The sequence below is a fragment of the Epilithonimonas hungarica genome (assembly GCF_900102265.1).
In the GTDB taxonomy this organism is placed as follows: Bacteria; Bacteroidota; Bacteroidia; order Flavobacteriales; family Weeksellaceae; genus Epilithonimonas; species Epilithonimonas hungarica.
Map to the genome: position 1 here is coordinate 1,174,255 of NZ_FNBH01000001.1, position 26,495 is coordinate 1,200,749.

At 36.2% G+C, this 26,495-nt stretch carries 21 protein-coding genes, 1 tRNA gene and 1 pseudogene; 13 read left to right on the forward strand and 10 right to left on the reverse strand.

From position 1 onward, the window contains the following. The first annotated feature begins 54 nt into the window (after positions 1–54). A pseudogene (tssD, locus tag BLT30_RS05420) lies at positions 55–440 on the forward strand (type VI secretion system tube protein TssD). A 1,207-nt stretch (positions 441–1,647) separates the two neighbouring features. On the opposite strand, the gene BLT30_RS05425 reads toward tssD, so the two are convergent. Continuing rightward, positions 1,648–1,727, reverse strand: a tRNA-Leu gene (locus BLT30_RS05425). 123 nt (positions 1,728–1,850) lie between these two features. After that, positions 1,851–2,618 carry an MBL fold metallo-hydrolase gene (locus tag BLT30_RS05430; RefSeq protein WP_089872110.1) on the reverse strand — a complete coding sequence of 256 codons (768 nt, stop codon included), beginning with the start codon at positions 2,616–2,618 and terminating at the stop codon, positions 1,851–1,853. A gap of 54 nt (positions 2,619–2,672) precedes the next feature. On the opposite strand from BLT30_RS05430, the gene BLT30_RS05435 reads away from it, so the two are divergent. Next, a complete protein-coding gene (locus BLT30_RS05435; protein WP_089872930.1) occupies positions 2,673–4,097 on the forward strand; it encodes a nicotinate-nucleotide adenylyltransferase in 1,425 nt (474 codons plus the stop codon). Positions 4,098–4,102: 5 nt separating this feature from the next. Further along, positions 4,103–4,552, forward strand: coding sequence for a GAF domain-containing protein (locus BLT30_RS05440; protein WP_089872112.1), 450 nt, complete (start codon positions 4,103–4,105; stop codon positions 4,550–4,552). Between the two features lie 47 nt (positions 4,553–4,599). On the opposite strand, the gene BLT30_RS05445 is transcribed toward BLT30_RS05440, so the two are convergent. From BLT30_RS05445 to BLT30_RS05470, 6 genes are all read right to left on the reverse strand, one after another. After that, positions 4,600–5,328 (reverse strand): ABC transporter substrate-binding protein, encoded by a 729-nt coding sequence (locus BLT30_RS05445; protein WP_089872114.1) that lies wholly within the window; start codon positions 5,326–5,328, stop codon positions 4,600–4,602. 220 nt (positions 5,329–5,548) lie between these two features. Next, the gene (locus tag BLT30_RS05450) at positions 5,549–6,121 is read right to left on the reverse strand and encodes a DUF5606 family protein (protein WP_089872116.1); all 573 of its coding nucleotides are present in this window, start codon (positions 6,119–6,121) and stop codon (positions 5,549–5,551) included. An 84-nt stretch (positions 6,122–6,205) separates the two neighbouring features. Then, complete coding sequence (gene def / locus BLT30_RS05455; RefSeq protein ID WP_089872118.1) at positions 6,206–6,778, reverse strand: peptide deformylase; 573 nt, start codon at positions 6,776–6,778, stop codon at positions 6,206–6,208. Continuing rightward, positions 6,775–7,188: a Holliday junction resolvase RuvX gene (gene ruvX, locus BLT30_RS05460; RefSeq protein WP_089872120.1), complete on the reverse strand. Its 414-nt coding sequence runs from the start codon at positions 7,186–7,188 to the stop codon at positions 6,775–6,777. The genes def and ruvX overlap by 4 nt, the downstream gene beginning before the upstream one ends. Positions 7,189–7,285: 97 nt before the next feature. Beyond that, the gene (locus tag BLT30_RS05465) at positions 7,286–7,882 is read right to left on the reverse strand and encodes a hypothetical protein (RefSeq protein WP_089872122.1); all 597 of its coding nucleotides are present in this window, start codon (positions 7,880–7,882) and stop codon (positions 7,286–7,288) included. 43 nt (positions 7,883–7,925) lie between these two features. Then, positions 7,926–8,438 carry an RNA polymerase sigma factor gene (locus tag BLT30_RS05470; protein ID WP_089872125.1) on the reverse strand — a complete coding sequence of 171 codons (513 nt, stop codon included), beginning with the start codon at positions 8,436–8,438 and terminating at the stop codon, positions 7,926–7,928. Positions 8,439–8,886: 448 nt separating this feature from the next. Between BLT30_RS05470 and BLT30_RS05475 the strand changes: the two genes are divergently transcribed. From BLT30_RS05475 to kbl, 5 genes are all read left to right on the forward strand, one after another. Beyond that, the gene (locus tag BLT30_RS05475; protein ID WP_089872127.1) at positions 8,887–9,582 is read left to right on the forward strand and encodes an ABC transporter ATP-binding protein; all 696 of its coding nucleotides are present in this window, start codon (positions 8,887–8,889) and stop codon (positions 9,580–9,582) included. Between the two features lie 223 nt (positions 9,583–9,805). Then, positions 9,806–12,253 (forward strand): replication restart helicase PriA, encoded by a 2,448-nt coding sequence (gene priA, locus BLT30_RS05480; protein WP_089872129.1) that lies wholly within the window; start codon positions 9,806–9,808, stop codon positions 12,251–12,253. A 150-nt stretch (positions 12,254–12,403) separates the two neighbouring features. Continuing rightward, positions 12,404–13,861, forward strand: a complete 1,458-nt coding sequence (gene dacB / locus BLT30_RS05485) for a D-alanyl-D-alanine carboxypeptidase/D-alanyl-D-alanine endopeptidase (RefSeq protein WP_089872131.1) — start codon at positions 12,404–12,406, stop codon at positions 13,859–13,861. Between the two features lie 80 nt (positions 13,862–13,941). Continuing rightward, positions 13,942–15,879, forward strand: a complete 1,938-nt coding sequence (locus BLT30_RS05490) for a M1 family metallopeptidase (RefSeq protein WP_089872133.1) — start codon at positions 13,942–13,944, stop codon at positions 15,877–15,879. A 79-nt stretch (positions 15,880–15,958) separates the two neighbouring features. Then, on the forward strand, positions 15,959–17,152 hold the full coding sequence (gene kbl / locus BLT30_RS05495) for a glycine C-acetyltransferase (RefSeq protein ID WP_089872135.1): 1,194 nt from the start codon (positions 15,959–15,961) through the stop codon (positions 17,150–17,152). A gap of 100 nt (positions 17,153–17,252) precedes the next feature. Here the strand turns inward: kbl and rplS are convergent, their stop codons facing one another. After that, the gene (gene rplS / locus BLT30_RS05500) at positions 17,253–17,612 is read right to left on the reverse strand and encodes a 50S ribosomal protein L19 (protein WP_089872138.1); all 360 of its coding nucleotides are present in this window, start codon (positions 17,610–17,612) and stop codon (positions 17,253–17,255) included. A 128-nt stretch (positions 17,613–17,740) separates the two neighbouring features. Beyond that, the gene (locus BLT30_RS05505; protein WP_089872140.1) at positions 17,741–18,175 is read right to left on the reverse strand and encodes an FKBP-type peptidyl-prolyl cis-trans isomerase; all 435 of its coding nucleotides are present in this window, start codon (positions 18,173–18,175) and stop codon (positions 17,741–17,743) included. A gap of 464 nt (positions 18,176–18,639) precedes the next feature. On the opposite strand from BLT30_RS05505, the gene BLT30_RS05515 reads away from it, so the two are divergent. From BLT30_RS05515 to BLT30_RS05535, 5 genes are all read left to right on the forward strand, one after another. Beyond that, the gene (locus BLT30_RS05515) at positions 18,640–19,062 is read left to right on the forward strand and encodes a Fur family transcriptional regulator (protein WP_089872143.1); all 423 of its coding nucleotides are present in this window, start codon (positions 18,640–18,642) and stop codon (positions 19,060–19,062) included. A gap of 301 nt (positions 19,063–19,363) precedes the next feature. Further along, positions 19,364–21,301 (forward strand): heavy metal translocating P-type ATPase, encoded by a 1,938-nt coding sequence (locus tag BLT30_RS05520; RefSeq protein ID WP_089872145.1) that lies wholly within the window; start codon positions 19,364–19,366, stop codon positions 21,299–21,301. 135 nt (positions 21,302–21,436) lie between these two features. Continuing rightward, positions 21,437–23,167: a cellulase family glycosylhydrolase gene (locus tag BLT30_RS05525; RefSeq protein ID WP_175487129.1), complete on the forward strand. Its 1,731-nt coding sequence runs from the start codon at positions 21,437–21,439 to the stop codon at positions 23,165–23,167. 185 nt (positions 23,168–23,352) lie between these two features. After that, positions 23,353–25,818, forward strand: a complete 2,466-nt coding sequence (locus BLT30_RS05530; protein WP_089872149.1) for a hypothetical protein — start codon at positions 23,353–23,355, stop codon at positions 25,816–25,818. A 99-nt stretch (positions 25,819–25,917) separates the two neighbouring features. Beyond that, the gene (locus tag BLT30_RS05535; protein ID WP_089872151.1) at positions 25,918–26,217 is read left to right on the forward strand and encodes an MGMT family protein; all 300 of its coding nucleotides are present in this window, start codon (positions 25,918–25,920) and stop codon (positions 26,215–26,217) included. Positions 26,218–26,495: the final 278 nt, after the last annotated feature.

Here is a 26,495-nt window from a genome sequence, read left to right on the forward strand (position 1 = left end):
CTCTTTTTTCTCACCATCGTCATTCACAACTAATCATTCATAATTATAAAACGTATGTCCTTTTTATCAAAATTAGATTTAGACGGCAATATCTATAATATTTTAGAATGCAGATACAGCTTTACCCAGGCTACAGACGAGACCGGCAAACCGCAGGGGGTGCCCCAGGGTGAGGAGATCTTCATCCGTATAGAGAGCACGGGAAATCCTGAGCTGGGGTGGATGCTTGACCATAACAAGACCAAGAACGGTACTGTAACGTTTTTCAGAAGAGATGCCATGAGCAAGCTTCAGGAACTCACGTTGAAAAAGCTTACTGTACCAGATTCACTGAACATTTCAATTCGGTAAATGCCGAACTGCTACAGATAGAGATGCACCTGATCGCCAAGAAATTTGACGTGAATGGTGCCACTCATATAAAATCGTGGAAAGAATAGTATTTCTATTTTTTTGATGAATTACCACAATTTTAATAACCATTACAAAAACACACAATGATATGTCCAAAAGAATATATTCCGATGAAACGCTTAATGATTTTCAGCAAGGTTAGGATGCCATGAGCAACGGTAGGCTGATCCAGACGGTATTAAAAATATTTTTCCTCCAAAACTTTAAGGATTTTTGACAGACAAAGAAAGTCCGCTCGTTTATTTCACATAACACTGGATGAGAGCCCCTTTCTAGACAGGTCAGGATTTTCTCTGCATCTCGACCAGAAGACCAATGACCACAACAATTTCACCATAACCGTTCCGGGTGATGCATTGGACAGCTTCCATGGCTATGTGATGGATTTGACATGGTCACCATTTTTCTAGACCATCTTTTTTGGAATGACCTCACCGAATTTACGTTTATAAGCTTACAAGTTGCCCTAAAATTGAAAATGATCTGTTCCATCCTCAAGAAGGTATGTCAGATATCCAATATGAAAAAAAACTAAATGATTTTTTGATTCCACACCATTTGCTTCCATTCTACGATGACCTCAGGCAACTGAATTGATGTTTTTATCTTAAGATAAGCATGAAGAAGTAAGGGGTCAGGCATCGACTTTCCAGGGACACTTTGCCAAACCGGGGCGGCTACCTGATCAGATTGGCCTTATCCAATTTTCGAAGGCCTTTACCAATGGCTTAAGGGTTTTTTAGAGAATGATGACCAATAAGGGGCTTCTAATTTAAGTCATAAAATAACTTTTTTTAAGTAAATTTTAATTTTTTGTGGCCTACTTATTGTTTGTTGATGAAGCGATTCTCATGTTTAATTTGAGTTTTCATGGTTATTAGTTTTTACCCAGCTTCTGCTGGATTTTTTATGTTCCAGATCTAGTGATATTCGATTTTAGAACTGCATTCAGTTGATTTTCAATGTTGATTAAGATAACGATATACTTTAATGTGCCAAATAACTATATATCTTAAATTCTTTCCTCTAATTGAGAAGGATTTTTCTGTGAGCATGAAAATACCAATTGTGAAGATGATAGGAAATATCCACATGGAGTAATATTCGAGAAGTATGATGTATCTGAAAATATAATAGAAGAATATGTTATAAGATGCTTTAAGAAGAGCAAATAAGAAAGCCATCCTTTAAAAAGAAGATCCTCTGATAACAATAGTTTCAGAGGATCTAATGTACCCAGGACCGGGATCGAACCGGTACTCCTAAGAACTGGTGTTTGAGACCAGCGCGTCTACCAATTCCGCCACCTGGGCAAGTGTTACAGTGTGCTGTAAATCGGTGTGCAAATATATAAATATTTTTTACCCGAAAAAATGATTTTCGATTATTTTTTTGTTTTTATTTTTTAATGATCTGTAAATCAAAAAATATTTTTATCAAAATTCTATTTCCAATCCGTCATAGGCCAAATGGATGTTGCCAGGAAGCTCTTTTTCCACTTCTTCATGAAAACCCAGATGATGACTGATGTGTATGAGGTATGTTTTTTTCGGCTTAAGTTCTTCCACCAACTCCAAAACTTGAGGAAGAATAAAATGGGAGTGATGAGGTTCTGTTTTTCTGAGACAATTGATAATGAAGAGGTCTAAGTTTTTCAGCTTTTCTTTTTCCTTATCATTAATTTTACTGGCATCGGTGATATAAGCTAGGTTTTTAAATTTGAACCCAAGGATATTGATATCAGAATGAATGATGTCGATCGGACGGATCTCAACTTCATCAAAAAGAGTAAAATCATCTCCGATCTCAAATAGATCGAAACTTGGCGCACCCGGATATTTATGGTCTTGAAAAGCGTAAGGGAACCGGTCTTTTATTTCTTTAGCAACTCGGGCATTACAATAGATGGGCATCGAGGCTTTGTTCTTAAAGATCAAAGGTCGCAGGTCATCCAAACCGATAATATGGTCATTATGCTCGTGCGTTATCAAAACTGCATCGATTTGTTCCTCGTTATTATTCAACATTTGTTGTCTGAAATCGGGGCCGCAGTCAATTAATATTTTCTTTCCGGAATCGGTAGTTACTAGCGCAGAAGTACGTAAACGCTTATCTTTTTGGTCTTTGGAAAGGCAAACCGGATGATGGCTGCCGATAACAGGAATGCCTTGTGAAGTACCGGTTCCTAAAAATTTTAAAAGCATTTTTATTTTTGCTGTTATTTTGGTAAATTTACAAAATAAATCTAATTCTTTGTGATAAAGCCAAAACTTACCCCAAAACAGAAAGCTTTAGCTATTAATCTTGATTCTTCAATTTACGGAACTTTTGCGGAGATAGGAGCGGGTCAAGAAACTGTAAGACACTTTTTCCGAGCTGGTGGCGCTTCTCAAACCATTGCGAAAGCAATGTCTGCTTACGATAAGGACTTTTCTGATGCAATATATGGCAAAGAGGCCAAAAACCGATACGTAACTCAGAACAGACTCAGGAAAATGTTGCGTTACGAAGTGGCTCTTATAGAGGAAAGGATTCCGAGAGAGAACAATCCGGGGAAAAAATTCTTTTCCTATGCCAATACTGTTACAACCATCAATTTCGATAAAACGACAAAAGGTCACGGTTGGGTAGGTGTGAGATTTCAAAATTCTGAAAATGAAGAATATAACGAAATTATCATTCACGTAAAATTCAAAGAGACCAATCCGACTTTGCAACAGGAGACTTTGGGAAGTCTAGGAGTTAATTTGATCTATGGGGCTTATTTTTATACAGACAATCCAAGGATCCTTGTAGAATCTTTGTATGATGACCTTTCTCTGGACAGATTGGAGATCGATATGATAGATTTCAGCGGTCCAGCTTTCAGGTATGTGGACAATCGACTGATGAGTCTTCAGCTTGTGAAATTGGGAATGACAGATGCTGTGATCTTCAATTCCCAAGGGAACAATATGTTGCCGGCGGATATTCTTTACAAGAAAAATATTTTTGCGGTAAGAGGTAGTTTCCGGCCTGTAACTCGAGTGAATATCGATATGTTCGAGCACGGTCTGGAAATGTTCAATCAGGATAATTCTTGTGACCACGAGAATACACAGATTCTTTTCGAAATTACGATTTCGAATCTGCGAGCTGCTGGAGATATCGATGAAAGGGATTTCCTGGACAGAGTTGATATTTTGGGAACTTTAGGATATACGGTAATGATTTCCAACTTCTCCGAATATTACCGAATGGTAGACTATTTCTCAACATTTACAAATCAGCATATCGGTGTTGCAATGGGAGTTAACAATTTGTTGGATGTCTTCGATGAGGAATACTATAAGAATCTTCCGGGAGGGATTTTGGAAGCTTTTGGCAAGTTCTTCAAAAAGGATATGCGTGTTTACCTTTATCCTTACAAAAATCCGGAGGATGGCGAATTGCTGACTTCGGAAAACCTGAAGGTCCACGATAATCTCAAAGAATTGTACAAATATTTCAAGCTCAATAAGAGGATTGTGGATATTTCCAATTACAATCCGAAATTCCTGGAAATCTATTCCCGAGAGATCCTTAAAAAGATCGTTACTCACGAATTGGGCTGGGAAGATGAGTTACCGAAAAGTGTGGCCGAAATGATAAAAGATAGAGGGATGTTCGGTTATAAAGAATTAACTTTTGAAGGATTAAATTAATAACAATGGTAGAACTTAAAAAAAGACTTTCATTCATTTTAGAAAGTCCGGAACACGATAAGAACGCGAAACTTCTGAAGATCTGCCAGGTCTTGGACAAAGAGATTTCCTATTACAATTGGACCGGTTTTTACTTCAAGAATGGAGATAAAGATGAGTTGATCCTTGGTCCTTATGTTGGAGCGGAAACAGACCATACGATCATTCCTTTTGGAAAAGGTATCTGTGGTCAGGTTGCAGTTTCTGGGGAAACTTTTGTAGTTCCGGATGTTTGGGCGCAGGATAATTATCTAGCTTGTTCCATTGATACAAAGGCGGAGATTGTAGTTCCTATCTTCAAGAATGGGGAAAATATTGGACAAATCGATATCGATTCTCATACAATCGACCCATTCACAACAGAAGATGAAGAACTGCTGAACTGGCTTTGTGAGGAGGTTGCGAAGATTTTGTAGTTAAAAATTTTTTATAAAGATAAATAGTCGCATACATTGCGGCTTTTTTATTGTTTGATTTCTGTCAAAAGTTCCCGATAATATTCCCCACACTTTGCCAGATGTGTCCCATACCACGAAAACGCTTCGCCGTCAACAATCATAATTTTCTGATTCAGACAAACTTCTTTGAATTCCTCAATATGTTTTTCCTTGAAAGGAAAAGGCTCTGACGAAAGGAAGATCAAATCAGCTTCCTTCAAATCTTCCAATTGAACTTCGGGATATCGTTTCTGATTTTTAAACAGATTTTCAAATCCTAATTCTTCTAAAATTCTCGAAATAAATGTATCGCCACCAATTGTCATATATGGGTTTTTCCAAATGAGATAAGCGACTTTCAAGCGTTTTTCAGGCTTAGGAATATCAAAAGCTTCATAGGTTCTCAAATTGAAAAACTGAGCTTTTTCTTCCTTCCCAAAGATGTGTCCGAGTTGTTTGATGAGATAATAATTATCTTCAAGTGTTTCAATATTCGTTACCAAAACTTTGAGATCTTTCATCAGTTCCTCGACTTGCTCTTTGATATTTTCCTCCTTATTGGCAATGATCAGGTCTGGTTTCAGAGATTTGATTTTATCGATGTTGAGGTTTTTTGTTCCGCCAATCAATTCAACTTTATCAACCAAATTTTCCGGATGAATGCAGAACTTTGTCCTGCCAACAATTTCGTCAGTTGATAAACCCAGATCAAATAATGTCTCCGTAATCGATGGAACAAGTGAAATAACTCTCATAAAAAGGAATTTTACTTTAATGTTTCGAGGATCTCAGCAGGACAAATTCAATATTGAATTTGAAATTGTAGATAATGTCAGCCTGAGGCTCTCGAAGACTTTGAATAAAAAAACTCTCTCAAAAATAAGAATTTCTGAGAGAGTTTAATATTGTAAAATTAATAATGAAGAATGAATTGCGGAATTTTCAATCATCACATCAACTCATTATCGTATCAAATTAATCTTCTTTCTTAGTTGCTTTTTTAGCAGCTGTTTTTTTAACTGGCTTTTCTTCTGTAGCTTCTGCTTTTTCAGCAGCCTTTTTTGCCGGCGCTTTTTTAGCAGCTGGTTTTTTCTCTTCTTTTTCTTCAACTACCTTAGCTTCTTCAATAGTTTCTTCTGCTGGCGCTTCTGGTTTTACAAAACTTTCCGGTGTGATGTAACCAGCTTTTTGAAGCAAATTGTACCATTGGGCCAATTTTTTTATGTCAGACTCATAGACTCTTTCCACATCATAGTTAGGAAGAGATTCAGCCATGAAAGCTCGTAATTCTTCGCTGGAAGACTTGTGGTTGATGGTTGGTTTGTAATCGTATTTTTTTGCAATATTTTCAAAAACTTCGAACAAAGGAACTTCTTTATCAAATGTGAACATTGCGATATTATCAAGAAGACTTACCTGGCTTGAGTTCGAGATGCTCGCTTTTTTCTTGGTTGTGATGTCCTCAACAATAAAACCGTTTTTTAATTGAGAAACCAATTTGAAAAGTCCCGGTTTTCCGGAGATTGAAATAATTTTTTCTAACTGCATTTTAATATTTTTCTTTAGTAATTTTTTTTAATTGTCTATGTGAGATGTAAAAAGTTTTTTTATCCCTTACTTTTCATCTCTCATTTATTTCGGAAACCTCATTTTATAGCTTACACTTATGTCTCCGTTGGCGATTTTCTGAAGTTTTCCTTTTACGATTTTTTTCTTCAAAGCGCTCAAGTGGTCTGTGAATAGGATTCCTTCGATGTGGTCATATTCGTGCTGTATAACTCTTGCCCGGATATCAGAAAATGTATCGGTATGTTTAACGAAATTTCTGTCGTAATATTCTATTTTAATGGTCGATTTACGCTTCACATCTTCACGGACTTCCGGAATACTCAAACATCCTTCATTGAATTTCCATTCCTCTCCGGATTCTTCAAGGATTTTTGCATTGATGAACACTTTTTTGAAATCTTTCAGTTCCTCAGCAATGTCTTCATAATCTTCGTCATCGGAAAGAGGGGAAACATCTACCACAAAAAGTCTGATGTCCAAACCGATCTGAGGCGCAGCCAAACCAATACCGTTTGCACCGTACATCGTTTCGAACATGTTGTCAATCAATGTCTGCAGCTCAGGATAATCTTTATCGATATCGTGGGCTTTTTTTCTCAAAACGTTGTCGCCAAAGGCTCTAATTGGTAGAATCATCTCTTTTGCTCTAAAAAATTCTGCAACAATATGGTTGCGCTTACTTTATCGATCAATCCTTTTTCCTGTCTCTGTTTTTTGTTTTTTCCGCTTTGGCTGATGAAGAAAGAAGCCATTTTGGAAGTGAAACGTTCATCCAGACGATTGATTTTTTTATCGGGAAATTCCTTTTCAAATACCGAAATAAATTTCTGAATATCAGTTTCGATCTCGGACATATTGCCTTTCAGATCTGTGGGTAGTCCGATGACAATCTCGTCCACTTTGTTCTCAGAAAAATATTTTTTCAGAAATTCCACAAGTTTTGGTGTTTCCACTGTCGTGAGTCCGCTTGCAATGATCTGCATATCGTCTGTAACAGCGATTCCGGTTCTTGCTTTTCCGTAGTCGATAGCCAGGATTTGTCCCATAAGTTTGCAAATTTACAAAAATTTTCAGCTTATGAAAATTAAAAAAGCCTTGCATTCTTAATAAGATTTGCAAGGCTTTTTAATAATTAAAATGACATTAATCCTGTTTCATTTCTTCAACCAGTTTTTTGATTCTGTCAAGGTACTTACCATAGAAAAATTGATACCACCAATTACCTATGAAATATAACATAAACAACCCAATGACTACAGGCAAAAGTAGAGTGTAAGTAAGATATCCATTGCTGAATTGTCTCGTGTGTGGAATGGATTCTATAACTATGATCATTTCACAAACAAGGAACGGGACGAAACTCAGATAAAATGAAAGGTAATATTGCTTATTTAATTCAAATTGATGAAACAGGTCCTTCAAAGAGTCATAAGTTCCCAAAGTAGGATTGCTGATTTCCCTGTAAAGTTTAAAGAATTTGCTAAAAAAGAAAACTGTTACCAATGTCATAGAAGCAACCAGGACTTCAATGTAAAGCTTAAAACGAAAAGGTATTTGGAAAAACCAGATCACAATTAGAACTATTGGTAAGAGAATAATAGTTGACCAAAATTCATTGCGCATATTCTTCCTGATTTTTTCCAGAGGTAGGTGTATTTCTTTTTGTCTTTCAGTAGAGATCTCCGGTGTTTCGGAAACATCTTCTTTATTCCAAAGGGTTTTAAGGTTATCTAGGTCCATATCTTTGATAATTGATAGTTGATAGTTTAGTTGATGTTGTTGTTCAGGCTGAGGCTCTCGAAGCCTTTTTATTGATTAGTTCCTTCAATTTTTCCTTCGCTCGGTTCAGTTTTACTCTTGCATTGCCTTCCGAGATTCCCATTTGTTCCGCCATTTCCTTTCCGGAAAAATCTTCTAGATAATAGAAAATTAGAGCCTTGTCAATTGGATTCAGTTGTTGGATAGATTCATACATCAGCTTTAGGTTTTGTTCGTCTTCAAAGTTGTATTCCTCTTCTTTTATTTTGTAGAGCGAGACATCGTCGTTTTGGATAAAAGTTCGTCTTTTCTCAGTTTTCAGAAAAATAATTGCTGTATTCAAAGCAATTCTGTAGAGCCAGGTTGAGAATTCTGATTTTCCTTCAAAACTCGATAAAGACTTCCAAACCTGATAAACGATTTCCTGAAAAAGGTCATTCTGGTCATCACGATTATCCATATACATTTTGGAGATCTTAAAGATGATTCCTTTGTGTTTATCGATTTTCTCTAAAAATTCTTTCTCAGATGAACCCATTTTTGTTTTAACTCTATTCGGTTAGTAATGATATCAAAAATTTGTTACAAAAAATAATTTATGAAATTTATTTGGGCGCCTTTATCCGCCCTCCGTTCCCGCTTTTTTCTTTTTTCTCAAAAAAGAAAAAGAGCTCCACTCAGGTCGGGGCGCGCTTCGCCAAGTTTGAACATTTGTTTTTCAATTGACATTTTCTCAACTATCCAAGTTTTCATATCCTTAAATCATAATATTTATCATTCCGTAGGAACCTCAACCGTTTAGATTCTTTCAGAATGACAAAGTTTGCACTTAATTCTTCTCTGAGCGAAGCGTCTTTGCGAACCTTAAATAGTTTCAATCAATTCAAATAATCTTTGCGGACTTTGCGTTCAAAAAGATGCAGTAATTTTCATATTTTTGTAAAGATTAAAAATCACTCATAATTCATCATTCATAACTATAATCGATGTCTTTAAAAATTTCAGGACTAACAAAGCATTTCGGAGAGCAAGTTGCGCTCAACGATATTAATATCGAAATCAAAAAAAACGAGATCATTGGATTACTCGGGCCAAACGGTGCCGGAAAATCCACGTTGATGAAATCTATAACAGGCGTTCTGAAAATCGATGAAGGCGAAATCCTCCTCGATGAAAAAAACATTTCAGAAGACGAAATCGAATCTAAAAAGAAAATCGGTTTCCTTCCGGAGAACAATCCACTTTATAACGAGATGTTTGTGAAAGAATATTTGCAATTCGTGGCGAATCTTCATAATATTAAAAAAGAAAGAGTGGAACAGGTCATTGATTTGGTTGGAATTACGCCTGAAAAATCAAAGAAGATCGGTCAGCTTTCCAAAGGTTACAAACAACGTGTTGGATTGGCTCAAGCCATTCTTCACGAACCAGATTTGTTGATTCTCGATGAACCAACCAATGGACTAGACCCAAATCAAATTGTAGAAATCCGAAATGTCATCAAAGAAATTGGAAAGGAAAAAACCGTGATTCTTTCCACGCATATTATGCAGGAAGTGGAAGCGCTTTGTTCACGCGTAATTCTGATTCATCAAGGAAAAATATTACAAGATTCTCCGATTTCAGAATTCAAAGGAAAATTTGCAAGTCTCGAAGAAGCTTTCCAAAGCTATACAGTTTAATTATAAATAATATTACTGAAGCTTATAAATCGGTTTCATAAAATCTTCAAGTAAAACATAATATTTGTCATTCCGTAGGAATCTCTACGTTTTTGATAAAATGATTTAGATTCCTACGGAATGACAAAAAGAGAGTTTTTATCGAAGCATCTTAGCGACTTTAAAATATTCTCAATAATTAATAAAAAACTTTGCGCTCTTTGCGTTAAAAAAAATTCACAACTTGCAATTCGCCCAAATAATCCTTCCACTCAATCTCAAAGGAACTTTCACGTACAAAGTTCCTGAAGATTTTTTGAACAAAATCGAAGTTGGAATGCGAGTTCTGGTTCCGTTTCGTGGGAAGAAGATCTACACAGGAATTGTTGCGGAATTGTTCAACGATTTTGAAGAAACTTTTGTTCCGAAAGAAATCATCAATCTTTTAGACAATCAACCGATTGTTCCGAAACAACAGTTGGATTTTTGGAATTGGCTCAGTTCTTATTATCTGTGCAATCTAGGCGAAATTTACCGTTTGGCGTTTCCGTCTTCTCTCAAATTGGAAAGCGAAACTTACGTCAGATTGTTGTCGGAAAGAACGATTGACTGGCAAAATCTGGATGCGAACGAAACTTATCTTCTCCAGGCTTTGGAGGTTCGTCAAATGTTGAATTTACAAGAAATTGAAGCCTTCATCCCGAAAAAAGAGATAATCAAAACCATTAATGCGCTGATTGATGAACAATATATTTCTGTGGATGAAAAAATCACGGAAAAATATAAAGCGAAAGAAATTGCTTATCTGAAAATCAATGATGAAGCTTTAGTATCGGAGAATTTGGCAATGATTCTTTTAAAGCTCGATAAAGCGAAAAAACAAAAAGATCTCTTCCTCAATATCCTTTCAAAACAAATTGACAATCCGGAAGATCCAATTCGAAAATCGCTAGTTTTTGATGAAGGTAACTTTGTCAATCAACAACTTAAATCTTTGATTGAAAAAGGCTGGGTTACAGAATATTATCTGGAAAAAGACAGAATCGATTCTTACGATGGCGAAATCGAAGAAATCGAAGAACTGACAGATAATCAGAAATCAGCAATTTCGGAAATCAATCAAGCTTTTGAAGAAGACAAAAATGTGTTACTTCACGGTGTAACTTCGTCTGGAAAAACACATATTTATCTTGAGAAAATTGAAGATTGCATCAATTCCGGACAAAATGTGATTTTGCTTTTGCCGGAGATTGCTTTAACAAAGCAGACCACAATCCGTCTCGAAAAAAAATATGGGAAAAAACTCGGTTTCTATCATAATAAATTAACGGATTTTGAAAGAGTAGAAGTCTGGCGGAAAATCAAGAAAAATGAACTTAATATCCTGATTGGAACTCGAAATTCTTTGTTTTTACCTTTTGAAAATCTGGGATTGATCATTGTGGACGAAGAACACGATTCGGCTTACAGACAAAGAGACCAGCACTTTTTTTTCAATGCGAAAGATTCAGCAATGATGTTGGCGGAATTTTATCAGTCAAGAGTTATTCTCGGTTCGGCAACGCCTTCTTTGGAAAGCTACGATCTGGCGATGAAAGACAAGTTGCGTTATGTTTCCATTAATGAGAGATTTGGGAAAGTGGATCTGCCAATATTTGAGATCATTGATATCAAAGAAGCGCAAAACCAAAAGAAGATCGTCGGTAATTTCAGTCAGAAAATGGTTGAAGAGATCAATCTTCAATTAAACCATAAAAAACAAACGATTATTCTTCATAATCGTCGTGGTTATGCCAATGTCATCGAATGCGAAACCTGTGGTCACGTGACCTATTGCAGCAACTGTGACGTTGTGATGACCTATCACAAATCTTCGAATGAGCTGAAATGCCATTACTGTGGACATCGTGCTTCCAAACCGATGATGTGCCCAAGCTGTAACAGCGACAATCTGAATACAAAAGGCGTTGGCGTTGAACAAATCGAAGAGGAAGTACAAAAAATATTTTCTGATGCAGAGGTTGACAGAATGGATGTGGATGCAATGCGAAAGAAGTTTGCGTATGAAAAGCTCTACGAAAAGCTGGAAAACGGAGAAACTGATATTTTGGTAGGAACGCAGATGATCTCCAAAGGTTTGGATTTTGATAACATCGAACTAGTGGCAATTCCAAAAGCGGATTCTTTGATTCACGTTCAGGATTTTCGTGCGGAAGAAAGAGCTTATCAGTTGATCACGCAGGTTGCAGGAAGAGCAGGAAGAGTTTCCGGAAATGGAAAAATTCTGATCCAGACCTATAATCCGTTGCATTCGGTTTTTGAATTGATTAAAAATCAGAATGTTAAAGAGATCTATAATTATTTCCTTGATGAGAGGAAAAAGTTTCTCTATCCGCCATTTGTGAAATTGATAATGATTGAACTGAAACACAGGAAAGAAGACAAAATCAACAGAGCTTCCCAATTCCTCGGTTCGATTCTCAGAAAATATATTCCGGAAGAATGTATTCTTGGACCGGAGAAATCCCCGATTGCAAGGCTAAACAATCTTTATCAATATCAGATCCTTCTCAAGTTTCCGAAAAATAAGAACTATAAGATCTACAAAGAATTACTTTTGAGATCTTTTGATGAATTTGACGAAATTGCCGCTTACAAATCCATCAAAAAAGATTTATTTGTAGATTTTTAACAATTTTTAACGTATTTTCTGGTTTTTTATTACCCTTGGCAGTGTAATCGTTGGCAATATTCTCTAACTTTACTTAGTTATGATAATAAGATTAATTGATCTTAAACCTTAATTAATAAAAATTCAATAAAAATTGTAATTGTTTTGAGAATGAATAAAATCAGAAATTACGTTTCAATTTTCGCTATTGGTTTTTCCTCATTTGTATTTTCGCAAGGGAGCGTCGCAGTTTCTACTTATCCACAAGTTGCTGACCAGCAGAATCTTGTAAAGGATATCACGGCAGAAAAGGCGCTGTTGTCTCCGAAAGAGCAGATTGAGTTTAACATCAATAAAATGTTTACCGACCCGGTTCTTAGGAATGCCAACTGGGGATTTGTGGTCTATGACCCGAAAACGGAGAAAATTGTAACGGCGTACAACGAAACTGCGCCATTGATTCCGGCTTCCACAACCAAATTACTAACAACCGAAACAGCATTTTCGCTTCTGGGAACACAGTACAGATGGAACACTCAGTTAGAATATTCCGGAAGTATTGATACGGAAGGTGTTTTGACCGGGAATCTTTATATCGTTGGAAGTGGTGACCCGTCTTTAGGCGGAAACAGAGGTGGGGCGGCCAGCTATGGACAGATCGTAACCCAATATTTGGACGCGATCAAAGAGAAGGGAATCAAGAAAATCACAGGTGATATTATTATCCAGACCGCGATTTTCAAAGAAAACAAGAAACCAGAACTTCCTCAGAACATTGTTTGGTTAGAGCAAGATAACTATTATTTGCCTGTCGGAACAACGGAAGGTATCGAACCAAGAAATGAGAAACTGATCATTAATCAATCCAATAATCCGTTTAATCAGCAAAAAAGATATTTTTATATTTCGCCTTATGCGAAGAAAATGGTCTATGCCGATAAGTTCGAAGGTAACTGGGTAACGACAAAAGTGGCTGAACCACCAGCTTTTTTAGCTAATAAGCTTAAAGAAAGTTTAGCTAAAAATAAAATCACTGTTGTTGGAAAAGTGACACCTAAAATTGTTGACAGGGAACCTGAGCCTAGAGAAATTCTAACAACCTACAAATCTCCAACTTTAGCTGAAATCGTTAATTATACGAATCAAAGGAGTGATAATGGTTATGCTGAAGCATTGCTGAAGTCAAATGGTTTTCAGAAATTAGGTGACCAGACCGTAGAATCTGGAAGACTGGCTGTAACTGACCATTTGCGATCTATCGGTTTTGATTTGGAAGGTCTTAATTTTATGGACGGAAGTGGACTTTCCAGAGCGCATACGGTAACACCGCTTTCTCAGGCCAAATTCTTAGCTAAAATGATGAAATCACCTTATTATAAGGAATACTTCGATTCTTTACCAATCGCTGGACAATCGGGAACTCTAAAACATATGTTTATGGTCAATTCCAATGGACAGATCTTTGCTAAAACTGGAACTTTAAGTGGTGTGAAGTGCTTGGCGGGTTATATCAAAACAAGAAATAATAAAACTTTGGCGTTTTCTCTATTGATCAACAAGTTTTCAGGCTCTGTAAATCAAGTAAAAGATAGGATGGAGCAATTACTCGATCCCACTTTAGATTTATAATTATCAATACCTTATAAATTAAAGAACTCACAAATTTTTGTGAGTTTTTTTGTAGCTTTGGATTAAAATATTTAAATATAATGAAACAGCTTTATGTATTTTTGATTGTTTTCTTAACAATTGATACAGTTTTCGGACAATTTGGTAATGTTGAGAGGCAAGGTCTTATAGAATCAGAAATGAAAGCTGCGTCTAGGTCAGCCCTGGATGTGAATGTCAACCCAAATACACTGAACTATGACCTGCAATATGTAAGATTGGAACTTGATCTGGACCCGACCCAACAATATGTTTCCGGGACGATGACCTCACATTTCAAAATGTTAGCGAATTCTCCTAATATATATTTTGACCTTGCTAATAATCTGACTGTTTCCAATGTGAAATACCATGGGCAAAATCTAACTTTTCAACAGTTGAGTTCAGATGAGATCAAAATCAATTTTCCTGCATCTTTAACTGCTCAGACCACAGACTCTTTGTCTATTACTTATAGTGGAATTCCGGATGCAAGTGCTGATTCCTTTTCAGCGGATTTCACGCCTGCCGGGGATCCTATTTTAGCAACTTTGTCTGAACCTTTCGGCGCAAGAGAGTGGTGGCCGACAAAACAAAGCATGAACGATAAAATAGAGAAGATGGACATTAAAATTATCACACCAGCGCAATATACAGTGGGCTCGAATGGGAAATTGATGTCAGAAACTATTTTGGGAAATGGAAAAAAATTAACTTACTGGCAAACCAATTACCCGATTGCGGCTTATCTTTTTGCTTTGGGAATTTCCAATTATACGAAAGTCAATTCTACAATTACTACATCAGAAAGCAGTTTTCCATTTGTAAATTATCTTTATCCTGCAACGGCAGCGGATGCAAATAGTCAGTATGGTTTGGCCTGGACACCTGATTGTATGCAAAATTTCGAAACCAATTTTGGACCTTATCCTTTCAGAAATGAAAAATATGGCCATATGCAGTTCAATTGGGGTGGTGGGATGGAACATCAAACAATGACCTCGATGATCAATTTTGGACAAGGTCTTATTGCACACGAACTGGCACATCAATGGTTTGGAGATAAATTGACTTGTGGTAGCTGGAATGATATCTGGCTGAATGAAGGTTTTGCTACATTCGGAGAACATGTTACTTATGAAAAACTACTTATGGCGCCAAGTACATTTCAAAGTTATCTGGCTAACGAAATCGGTTATATAACTAGTGAGGCAGGAGGAAGTGTCTATATACCGGAATCTTCACAACTGGATTTTAACAGGATCTTTAACGGGAGATTATCTTATTCAAAAGGTGGTTTTGTATTGAGGATGATAAAGTGGATTCTCGGAGATGATCAGTTTTATGCCATGTTAAAAGCTTACCAGAATAATCCTGCCTTTGTTTATAATTATGTAAAAACCTCAGATTTCAAGAATTTTCTGAGTTCTTATACAGGAAAAGATTTTACAGAATTCTTTAATGATTGGATCTATGGAGAAGGTTATCCAACTTATCAGATCCGATGGATGCAAAATACAGCTACCAAACAATTGACATTCAAGGTTGGGCAGACAAGGAGTAGTTCTGCTGTAAGCTTTTTCGAAATGCCTTTGCCGATCAAAGTATCAGGTTCGGGTGGACAAACAGCTTATTTTGTCTTAGACAATACTTCCAATAATCAATATTTTACACAAGATGTTGGGTTCACAGTAACAAATGTTTCATTCAATTATGAAAATCAGATCATTACAAAAGGTTCTACGGTAATCAAAGATAACAATCTCGCAGTTAATGACATCAATCAAAAAAATATCAATGTCTATCCAAATCCATCCAAATCTTTAATCAAAATTTCTGGTTTGGTAAAATCAGCAGATTACGAACTATTCTCAGTTGACGGGAAATTAGTCAAAAAAGGTATTGCAGATCCCAATTCCGAAATCAACATTTCGACCTTGGTCAAAGGAACTTATATTTTGAAGTTCAATGATCAGTCAGTTAAGATTATAAAGGAATAATTCAAAAGTTAATATATCACAAAAAAGCGCTTTATTAAAGTGCTTTTTTTATTTTTGTTAAAATCGAAAATCAATAAAAATGATATCACAAAAATTCCTGGAGAACATCACGAACGAATTAACAAACATAGAAAACGACGGACTTTACAAAAGAGAAAGAATCATTACATCACAGCAAAGTGCAGAGATAGAAGTTGGAGGAAAAAAGCTTCTGAACTTCTGTGCGAACAATTATTTGGGATTATCTAATAACCCGGAAGTGATGAGAGCGTCTCAAGATGCGATAGGGTCTCACGGTTATGGGATGTCATCGGTTCGTTTCATTTGTGGGACTCAGGATATTCATAAAGATCTGGAATCTAAGATCTCCAAATTCCTCGGAATGGAAGATACGATTCTTTACGCCGCTTGTTTTGATGCCAATGGCGGAGTTTTTGAACCTTTGTTTTCAGAAGAGGATGCCATCATTTCCGATGAACTGAATCACGCTTCTATTATCGATGGAGTAAGGTTGTGCAAATCTGTAAGATACCGTTACAAAAACAATAATATGGAAGATTTGGAAGCGCAATTGATTGCAGCTTCTGAAAAAAATCACCGTTTCAAAATCATCGTAACCGACGGCGTTTTCTCAATGGACGGAATCGTAGCCGACTTAAAAGGTGTTTGCGATTTGGCGGATAAATATGATGCTTTGGTAATGGTAGATGATTCCCACGCAACAGGTTTTATCGGAAAAACAGGCCGTGGAACGCACGAGGCGAATGATGTTATCGGAAGAGTGGATATCATCACATCAACTTTGGGAAAAGCATTGGGTGGTGCTTTAGGAGGCTTCACTTCTGGAAAGAAAGAAATCATCGATATGTTGAGACAGCGTTCTCGTCCGTATTTATTTTCTAATTCATTAGCGCCGGGAATTGTTGGTGCGGCTTCCAAAGTTTTGGATATGATTTCTGATGATACTTCATTAAGAGATAAAGTGATGGAAAATGCAGAATATTTCCGAAAAGAAATGAAAGCTAAAGGTTTCGACATTCCAGACGGCGATGCAGCAATTGTTCCCGTAATGCTTTATGACGCAAAGCTAGCGCAGGAAATGGCAGAAAAACTGTTGAATGAAGATATCTATGTCATTGGATTCTTTTATCCTGTTGTGCCGAAAGGAAAAGCAAGAATCAGGGTTCAGCTGTCTGCAGCTCACACAAGAGAACATTTGGACAAAGCCATTGCTGCTTTTGAGAAAGTAGGAAAGGAATTAGGAATTATCTAAATAAAGTAAACGCTTACAGATTTTGTAAGCGTTTATTTTTTTAAACAAAAAACCAGCAAATAATTTTGCTGGTTTTATATTTTTTGAGAAAGTCTCAAGATTATTTCTTACCTCCGTAAGCTTTATCTTTGATTCTTGCTTTTTTACCTCTAAGGTCTCTGAAGTAGTAGATTCTAGCTCTTCTAACTTTACCTTGTCTGTTAAGTTCGATCTTTTGAAGTGCAGGCAAATTGATTGGGAAAACTCTCTCTACACCTACATCACCACTCATCTTTCTGATAGTGAAAGTTTTTGTAGCGCCAGTTCCTCTCAATTGGATCACAGTTCCTTTGAAGAACTGAGTTCTTGTTTTCTGACCTTCTTTGATCTCGTAATACACAGTGATGGTGTCACCGGCTTTGAATTCTGGGAATTCTTTTTTCGTAATGTACTTGTCTTGTACGTATTTTACTAAATCCATTTTTTTATAAAAAAAATTTGTTTTGTCAAGCTAAGCAACATTCACGTCCTTCGTCAGAGGTTGATTAACAGGTTGCAAAAATATAAATAATTTTCATAACTGCAATACGATCTGAGAATTAAATTTAATTATTTAATATCCAACAGTTCCACTTCAAAAATTAAAGTGCTGTTTGGACCAATTTCTTTGCTGACTTCTTGTTCACCATAAGCCAAATGTGGCGGGATTGTAAACCTGAATTTACTTCCTACAGACATCAGCTGCAGGCCTTCTGTCCAGCCTTTGATAACTCTATTGAGAGGAAAAGAAGCCGGTTTTCCACGTTTTACAGAACTGTCAAAAACTTTACCTGCAATTGTAGTTCCGTGATAATGGCATTTTACCGTGTCTTTTGCTTTCGGTTTTGATCCGTCAGTTTCTACAAGGATTTCATATTGTAGACCACTTGGAAGAGTCTTTACACCCTCTTTAGTTCCATTTTCAACCAAGAAATCCTGACCATCTCTCAAGTTTTTTTCAGCCAGTTCTTTTTTTCTTTTGAATAATAAATCAGCTACACCCATTTTAAATTTTTTTTTCAAAGGTATTTATTATCCGCTAATTCATCAAAAATTCCGACTTATTTCCCGTAACTTTGATAGAATAAATTAAGGATAGATATTTTTATTAGGAGCTTAATCCCGCTGTCCACTATATCTTTTTTATTTTTTTCACGTTTTGCTCTCCAATTGAAGCTTAGAACCAAAAAAATAAAAAAGGATGCCGTTCCCATCGGGGCTAGGGATTTCGACAAAGAATCACGTTTTGTCATCTATATAAGATTTGTCAAAAATTGAAAAGTAACAAACATAGAGTTTGTCATTCCGAAGGAATCTAAACACACTATTAATAAATAGGTTTAGATGACAATATTGAAAATAAATTATCTTTATTCCTTTGATAAGTTTTACATTTTTGCGGACCTTAAAATATTTTCAATACTGTCAAAAAACCTTCGCGGACTTTGCGTTAAAATCATTAAAAAATTATGAACAAAGAAATCGAAAACAAACTCATCCACAAAAACACCAAACCAACAAGTATGAGAATTTTAGTATATGATTTTCTAAGCTCACAACAAGTTGCAACCTCCTTATCCGAAATAGAAAACCATTTCGAAAACGCCGACAGAACCACAATCTACCGAACATTAAAAACTTTCGAAGAAAAAGGAATCGTCCACAGCATTCAGGAAAATACGACCACAAAATACAAATTATGCCACGACGATTGTGATGAAAAAACGCACAAAGACTGGCATCTCCATTTCTACTGCAAAATCTGCAAGCAAACCACCTGCAAAGAAGACATCTCGTTCCCTGAAAGTATGAAAACCGATTTCCGAATTGATGAAATAAGACTTTTCGCCAAAGGAATCTGCGAAAACTGCCTCGAAACTAATTTTAATTAAGTTGGTTCATAGAAGAAATATCAATAGAGGCGGGCTTCAGCCCGTCTTCAATATAGAAAATTTGTAATTGGCTTTAGCCGAAAGTGATAGTACATTTTGGCTAAAGCCGATTTTGACTTCATTAAATCATTTGGCTAAAGCCCACGCAATTGATATTGATTGCATGATTGAACATTGATTTTGTAAGTCTGATATTCTCGAAGACCTTAAGTTTAAACTTTAAGCAAATCGCCAAAAGCCAATAACTTTGCAATAGCATTGCATTTGCATTACCGATATATTTGTTAAAAAATTATTCAAAATGGAAGAATGTTGCGGTACAAAAGCAAAAAAAGAACACAACCACGAAGATCACGACCACAGCGACCACAACCATTCTCATAGCAATTCCAAATTGGGGTTGATCATTAGTCTTATCATTTTTTTCTCAGGATTGATTCTTGATTTTTGGATTAAAGCAGATTGGTTTACCACCAATGTTTGGATAAGATTCGGGTGGTATTTTATGTCTTATGTTTTGGTGGCTTTTTCGGTTTTCAAAGATGCATTTGAATTGGCTAAGAAATGGGATTTCTTCAATGAGTTTTCATTGATGGGAATTGCAACAATTGGCGCATTTGCGATTGGTGAATTTCCGGAAGGTGTTGCTGTAATGCTATTTTACACAATTGGAGAAATGTTCCAAGAATCTGCAGTTAACAGAGCTAGAAATAATATAAAATCATTATTAGATGTTCGTCCGAAAGAAGCCACAGTTTTCCGAGAGGGAAACTGGAAAACCATTTCTCCTGATGAGGTTAAAATTGGAGAAAAAATTCAGGTAAAAGTAGGAGAGAAGATTCCATTAGACGGGATTTTATTATCGGAAAAAGCAAGTCTAAACACATCAGCTTTAACAGGAGAAAGTAAACCTTCATCAATCCAAAAATCTGAAGAAGTCCTCGCCGGAATGCTGAACCTCGACCAAGTCATCGAGATCGAAACAACCAAATTATTTGAAAATAGCTCGATTGTAAGGATTCTTCAAATGGTTCAGGATGCGAGTTCCAGAAAAGCCAAAACCGAATTGTTCATCAGACGATTTGCTAAGATTTACACACCGATTGTTTTCTTTTTGGCTCTTTTGGTGACTCTTATTCCATACCTTTTTGTTGAGAATTACGTTTTCAGAGATTGGCTTTACAGAGGTTTGGTTTTCTTGGTGATTTCTTGTCCTTGCGCATTGGTTATTTCAATTCCATTGGGGTATTTTGGTGGAATTGGCGCCGCTTCCAGAAACGGAATTTTGTTCAAAGGTTCTAATTTTCTTGATATCATTGCGAATGTAACGACGGTCGTGATGGACAAGACTGGAACACTCACAAAAGGTGTTTTCAAAGTTCAGGATATCGTTCCGGAGAATATTTTGAAAGAAGATTTTTTATCCATTTTATCATCAGTCGAAAGTCATTCTACACACCCGATTGCAAAAGCAATTTCTGAGTTTCATCCTTCGAATCAAATTCCCGAATCTGTGGAAGAAATTTCAGGAAAAGGAATCAAAGCGGTTATTGATCAACAAAGAATTCTTGCCGGCAATACAAAACTGTTGAAAACTTTTAATATTCATTACCCCGATTTTCTTGAGGAAATTGTTGAAACAACAGTTGTTCTGGCCATTGATAATGAATACAAAGGTTACATCACAATTTCCGATGAAGTGAAAGAAGATGCCGAATTGGCAATTAATCTATTGAAAAATAATGATATCAAAACCGTGATGTTAAGCGGAGACAAAGATTCCCTCACTCAAAATATTGCTAAAAAACTGGGAATTGATTCTGCTTTTGGAGGCTTACTTCCGGAAGGAAAAGTTGAGAAATTGGAAAATCTGAAAAATAATCCAAAAGAAGTTGTAGCTTTCGTAGGTGACGGAATCAATGATGCGCCGGTTTTAGCATTAAGTGATGTCGGAATCGCAATGGGAGGATTAGGTTCCGATGCGGCGATTGAAACAGCGGATGTGGTTATTCAAACAGACCAGCCTTCGAAAATTGCAACGGCGATCAAAATCGGAAAAGAAACTAAGAAAATCGTTTATCAGAATATATTTTTAGCTTTTGGGGTCAAAGTGATTGTTCTGATTCTTGGAGCCGGAGGATTAGCCAATATGTGGGAAGCTGTTTTCGCAGATGTTGGTGTTGCATTACTTGCAATACTAAATGCGGTCAGAATCCAGAATATGAAATTCTCTAATTAATTCAGAGATATTCAGCATTAATATATTAGCCGAATTATTGCAAAATAGTTCGGATTTTTTGTTGAAAAAATGCCTTCGAATTAATTTCTTGTTCGTTAACAAAATAGTATTATCTTAGTTAAAAATGAAAATATAATGCGAACACTTGTTTTTTGTGCTTTATTATTGTCTCAATTTGGGACTGCTCAAGGGTTTTTAAAGACCCAGGGGCAAAAAATTGTTAATTCCAAAGGGGAGAATATTTATTTAAAAGGTCTTGGATTGGGCGGTTGGATGCTCCAGGAAGGTTATATGTTGAAGACCGATGATTTTGCCGGACCTCAATTTAAAATCAAAGAAAAGATTGCAGAAGTGGCAGGAGAAGATGGTAAAAATGAATTTTACAAAGCTTATCTCAAAAATGGAATTACTAAAAAAGACATCGATTCTTTAGCAAAATGGGGTTTCAATTCCATAAGACTTCCAATGCATTATAATCTTTATACGTTGCCAATCGAAAAAGAGCCGGTAAAAGGACAAAATACTTGGCTGGAAGAAGGATTTAAAATGACAGATGACCTTTTGAAATGGTGTGAAGAGAATAAGTTATATTTGATTTTGGATTTGCATGCAGCACCCGGAGGACAAGGAAATGATGCAAATATTTCTGACAATGACAAAACAAAACCTAATCTTTGGGACAGTGAGGAGAATCAGAAAAAGACAATTGCGCTTTGGAAAAAACTGGCTGAGCGCTACAAGGATAAAGAATGGATTGCCGGTTATGATATGATCAATGAGCCTAACTATGGCTTCACCGGAAAAAACCCGAACGGAACAGACGAGATGTCCAATGCGCCACTTTGGAAACTTCAAAAAGAGATTTCTGATGCGATAAGAGAAGTTGACAAAAACCACATCATCATTCTTGAAGGTAACGGTTGGGGAAATAACTATAACGGTTTGCCGAAACTTTGGGATGATAATATCGTTCTAAGTTTTCACAAATATTGGACAACCAATTCTCAAGAAGCCATTCAGAATATTGTAGATACAAGACAAAAATTGAATGTTCCTGTTTGGTTAGGTGAAACAGGGGAAAATTCGAACGTTTGGTTTACGGAACTCAATCAATTATTATTGAAAAATAACATTGGTTACGCTTATTGGCCAATGAAAAAGATTGATAATATCGCAGGTGTAACGAATGTGAAAATAACGCCCGAATACCAAAAACTTCTGGATTATTGGAAAAACGGAGGACAGAAACCTACAAAAGATTTTGCTAAAAAAGCGTTGATGAAAATCGCTGACAATTACAAAATGGAGAATGTTAAGGTGAAGAAAGATGTCATCGATGCGATGTTCCGTCAAGTAACTGATGAAACGACTAAATCTTACAGAAATCACATTGCGCCAGGAAGAATCTTTGCAACGGAATATGATCTGGGAAGATTTGGAAGCGCTTATTCTGATAATGATTTTCAAGATCTTTGGGTAAGTACAGGAAGTCATACGGAATGGAACTCCGGAAATAAAATGAGAAATGACGGCGTTGATATCTACGCTTGTAAAGATAAGATCAACAACGGATTCTATGTCGGAAAAACTGAAAAAGGAGAATGGCTTCAATACACTGTGAAAAGCAACCAGGCTAGAAAGTATACAGCTGCTTTCAGATATAATAATGATTCCGGTCAAGTTTCTGAACTGGTTATCAAAACCCAAAACGGCGACGATTTAGCAACAATTAAATTACCACCAACAGGGAAGAATGTCTGGAAAACGGTTTCAGTTGGTAATGTCAATCTTAATTCAGGAGAAAATAAATTAAGACTGTACTTCGAAGCTGGAAATGCAAACTTAAACTACTTCGAGTTAAAGTAATCATATCAACACATTTAATTATAAAAGCATCTCGATTACGATTGAGATGTTTTTTTTATGGGTTGAAAATCACTTTGGCTCGATATTATCTAAATTAACTTATTGTAACAAATTAATTTTTAAATTAGGATAAGGAATTTAGTAACATTTCGGAAAACTATCTTACTACTTAATAAAACCAAACTATGAATAAAATCTTTCCATTCATTTTTCTTTTCTATACCTCTCTGTTTTTTTCTCAAAGTACGCTCACGGTCTACAGGTCCGATAATCAAAAGCCAATAAAAGGTGCAAAAGTGTATTGCAATGATAAATTATTGGGACAGACCAATGAAAAAGGAATTCTCATTTTTACAACCAAATGTCCAAAAGTAGATGTAGAAATTGATAATTATATCGGTGATGAAGTGGTGGTGGACAAAGTAATGGAAATTGGACTGGATCGGGATAATATCAAAGCTAGCGAAATACAGGGCGTGGTACTTAGTAATCAAAGTGACCCGAGAGCTTTGGCAATTATTGATAAAGTCTTCAGAAGTTTCAAAAACAATTCGCCTAATTCGCTAGATTCTTATTCTTATAGATCATATGAGAAAATGTCTTTTGATGTGGATGAAGACAGTATAAAAGATTACACCAGTTTTTACAACGCCAGACAGGATTCTCTTTCCCGGATCGCGAATCGCAAGCTGCCTAAAAAACAAAAGGAAATAAAAGACTCGATAGAAGGAGAGCAGATGATGGGAATTGCAAGAGACAGCAAACTTTTTCTTTGGGAACGGGCCATGCAGTTTTTGTATTCTAAAAAATATGGTGAAAAAACCAATATTCTTGATAATAGGATCTCAGGCTTGAAAAACCCTGTTTACGAAATGCTGGCCCTGCGTTCCAACAGAGACAAGATCCCGAGAGAGATCTTGCCGGAGAACAGAAGTCTTTACAGATACTTTTTGACAGATTCTATCGAGATAGATGGCAGAGATAATTATGTCATCCGTTTCCGACAGGTAGATTACAAAGTTCCTGTTAACAGAAGAAAATACAACGGCTATCTGTACATCGACAAAGAAACTTATGCCATCAAAAAGATTGAAAGTAATAGTAAAGTCAAAACCGATGGAACGATAACTTCTGTTTGGATTCCTATTAATAACAAATGGTTTCTGAAGACCGAAAATCTTAAAATAAAAATGGGCGTTTCAGAATTCGCTACTGTTGAGAAAAAGGAAAATGAAACTGCCGAAGAAAAGAAAGAACGCTTGGACAAAATCAAAAGATTTGGAAACTATGCTTATATGAAGTCCGATTATTTTGATTTTCAGACACCTGTCGATTTCAAGGCGTCACAGTTCAGTGGTTATACAATGAGCGTGAAGAATGCAGATGGTTCTCTACTAGATCAATATAGAACAGATAGTTTGACCGCAAGAGAAAAACTGACTTATGTAAAAGTGGACAGCTTGGGTAAGAAATATACGTTGGACAGAAAAGTTCGTGTTCTTACATCTTTGTTAAGAGCAAAATTTACGGTTGGGATGGTCGATATCAGTCCATTACAAACCAGATATAACAAGTATGAAGGTTTCCGACCAGGCGCGACTTTTAAACTGAATGAGAAGTTTAATAAATATATTTCTCCCGATGTATATTTAGCTTATGGTTTCAAAGACCGGGGTTTCAAATATGGGGCAGGTGTGGATGTGAGAACCACTTTGGAAAGAAACTCATTTTTCCGTTTCGAGTATTTTAATGATGTGATGGCTTCGGGGAGATTTAGTCAGAATCTTTGGAATGCGAAGATGCAGATCAATAATAACGGCATGTCTATCCAGAATGATAAATACTATAAGTTTAATGGATTCAAATTTGGCTATGAGGTCGATTTGAGTAACTCATTAACATTAAATGTCTCTGCCAAAAAACAAAATGAGGAATCTGGTTATCCTTACGAATTTATGGGGATGTCCAGAAAGTTTGAGAACTTCAGCTCATTAGCAACAATTAAGTTCTCCCCGAATAACCGAAACATTATGACACCTGCGGGAAAATATACCTTTGAACAGAACTTCCCAGAGGTTTTCTTCAATTATGAGCAGGGTTATAAAAGCTTAGGCGGAGAGTTCAATTACAGTCGTTTTGATGTATTGTACACCCATCAGTTCAGAACATCTTTGGGGCTTACGCAGACGAGAGCATTTGGAGGATATTACTTAGGAAAAGCACCGATCTGGCATCTATTCGAGATGGGTGGTCTGGACGGCAATAGCAGTACGGGGATTTTGTCCAATTTCTCTTTGACCAGTTACCTGGGATTTGCAACCATGACCGCCGGGAAATATTTCAATGACAAGTTTGCGGGTTATTACATTACGCACCGTATTCCTTGGTACTTCAAGAGTTTTGGCAAGAGTACATCCAGTTTCGATTTTATTTATAGAGGTGTGATTGGCGATATGAAACATCCGGAATACCATCAGATAGAGAACTTCTCACCTTTGAATCACCTTTATCAGGAAGTTGGATTCGAGTATAATAATTTCCTGAGTTCAAGATTCAATTTAGGATTGTTTTACAGAGTAGGTTATTATGCTACAAGTAATTTTAAAGATAACTTTGGAGTGCAGTTGAAACTTAAGCTGCTTGAGTTTTAAAAATTATTTTATTCTCTCGCGGATTTTGCAGATTAGGCAAATTTAAAATCAGCTAAATTTGCTCAATCAGCGAGATAATTATTTTAATTTAAATAAAAAATGAACGAACTATTCAAACAACAGGTTTACGAAGTGACTAAACTAATCCCAAAAGGAAGAGTTTCTACTTATGGAGCTATTGCTAAAGCGGTTGGTTATCCCAATCATTCCCGCCACGTTGGCAATGCAATGGGTGGTTGTCCAAAGGATGTTCCGGCTCATCGTGTCATCAGTAGTTCGGGAAAATTATCTGTTCCGTCTTTTCGGGAAAGATTAGAAAAAGAAGATGTTGTGGTACAGGAGAATTGGAAAATAAAAGATTTTAAAAAACTATTCTGGAATCCTTTGGATGAGTTGTAAATATATATAATCCCTTAAGTCACTAAGCTTAAGGAATTTTTTTTATTGATTAATGACAAGAATTAATAAAAATTTAGCTCAAAAAATGCCCTTTTGAAAGACCGATGAACAGGGCGTTGGCAGGGGTGGTTTAAAACGTACGTGCCTTTTCTCTAAAACGCACGTACGTTTTGCTTAAAAGGTACGTACGTTTTAAATGAAACCTCCGTGTGTTTTTAATAGATATTTGTAGATTTTTATCTACAGGTTGAAATATTTAATAAAAAATGCTTTTTTGT

What these genes read in the sequence shown, in the direction of transcription:
- BLT30_RS05505 (WP_089872140.1), bottom strand. Translation starts at nt 18,175, where the DNA reads ATGGGTGTAGCTGATTTATTATTCAAAAGAAAAAAAGAACTGGCTGAA.
- BLT30_RS05475 (WP_089872127.1), top strand. Translation starts at nt 8,887, where the DNA reads ATGTCTTTAAAAATTTCAGGACTAACAAAGCATTTCGGAGAGCAAGTT.
- kbl (WP_089872135.1), top strand. Translation starts at nt 15,959, where the DNA reads ATGATATCACAAAAATTCCTGGAGAACATCACGAACGAATTAACAAAC.
- BLT30_RS05530 (WP_089872149.1), top strand. Translation starts at nt 23,353, where the DNA reads ATGAATAAAATCTTTCCATTCATTTTTCTTTTCTATACCTCTCTGTTT.
- BLT30_RS05520 (WP_089872145.1), top strand. Translation starts at nt 19,364, where the DNA reads ATGGAAGAATGTTGCGGTACAAAAGCAAAAAAAGAACACAACCACGAA.
- BLT30_RS05470 (WP_089872125.1), bottom strand. Translation starts at nt 8,438, where the DNA reads ATGGGTTCATCTGAGAAAGAATTTTTAGAGAAAATCGATAAACACAAA.
- BLT30_RS05430 (WP_089872110.1), bottom strand. Translation starts at nt 2,618, where the DNA reads ATGCTTTTAAAATTTTTAGGAACCGGTACTTCACAAGGCATTCCTGTT.
- BLT30_RS05490 (WP_089872133.1), top strand. Translation starts at nt 13,942, where the DNA reads ATGAAACAGCTTTATGTATTTTTGATTGTTTTCTTAACAATTGATACA.
- BLT30_RS05440 (WP_089872112.1), top strand. Translation starts at nt 4,103, where the DNA reads ATGGTAGAACTTAAAAAAAGACTTTCATTCATTTTAGAAAGTCCGGAA.
- BLT30_RS05450 (WP_089872116.1), bottom strand. Translation starts at nt 6,121, where the DNA reads ATGCAGTTAGAAAAAATTATTTCAATCTCCGGAAAACCGGGACTTTTC.
- BLT30_RS05445 (WP_089872114.1), bottom strand. Translation starts at nt 5,328, where the DNA reads ATGAGAGTTATTTCACTTGTTCCATCGATTACGGAGACATTATTTGAT.
- ruvX (WP_089872120.1), bottom strand. Translation starts at nt 7,188, where the DNA reads ATGGGACAAATCCTGGCTATCGACTACGGAAAAGCAAGAACCGGAATC.
- BLT30_RS05515 (WP_089872143.1), top strand. Translation starts at nt 18,640, where the DNA reads ATGAACAAAGAAATCGAAAACAAACTCATCCACAAAAACACCAAACCA.
- BLT30_RS05525 (WP_175487129.1), top strand. Translation starts at nt 21,437, where the DNA reads ATGCGAACACTTGTTTTTTGTGCTTTATTATTGTCTCAATTTGGGACT.
- def (WP_089872118.1), bottom strand. Translation starts at nt 6,778, where the DNA reads ATGATTCTACCAATTAGAGCCTTTGGCGACAACGTTTTGAGAAAAAAA.
- BLT30_RS05535 (WP_089872151.1), top strand. Translation starts at nt 25,918, where the DNA reads ATGAACGAACTATTCAAACAACAGGTTTACGAAGTGACTAAACTAATC.
- dacB (WP_089872131.1), top strand. Translation starts at nt 12,404, where the DNA reads ATGAATAAAATCAGAAATTACGTTTCAATTTTCGCTATTGGTTTTTCC.
- rplS (WP_089872138.1), bottom strand. Translation starts at nt 17,612, where the DNA reads ATGGATTTAGTAAAATACGTACAAGACAAGTACATTACGAAAAAAGAA.
- BLT30_RS05465 (WP_089872122.1), bottom strand. Translation starts at nt 7,882, where the DNA reads ATGGACCTAGATAACCTTAAAACCCTTTGGAATAAAGAAGATGTTTCC.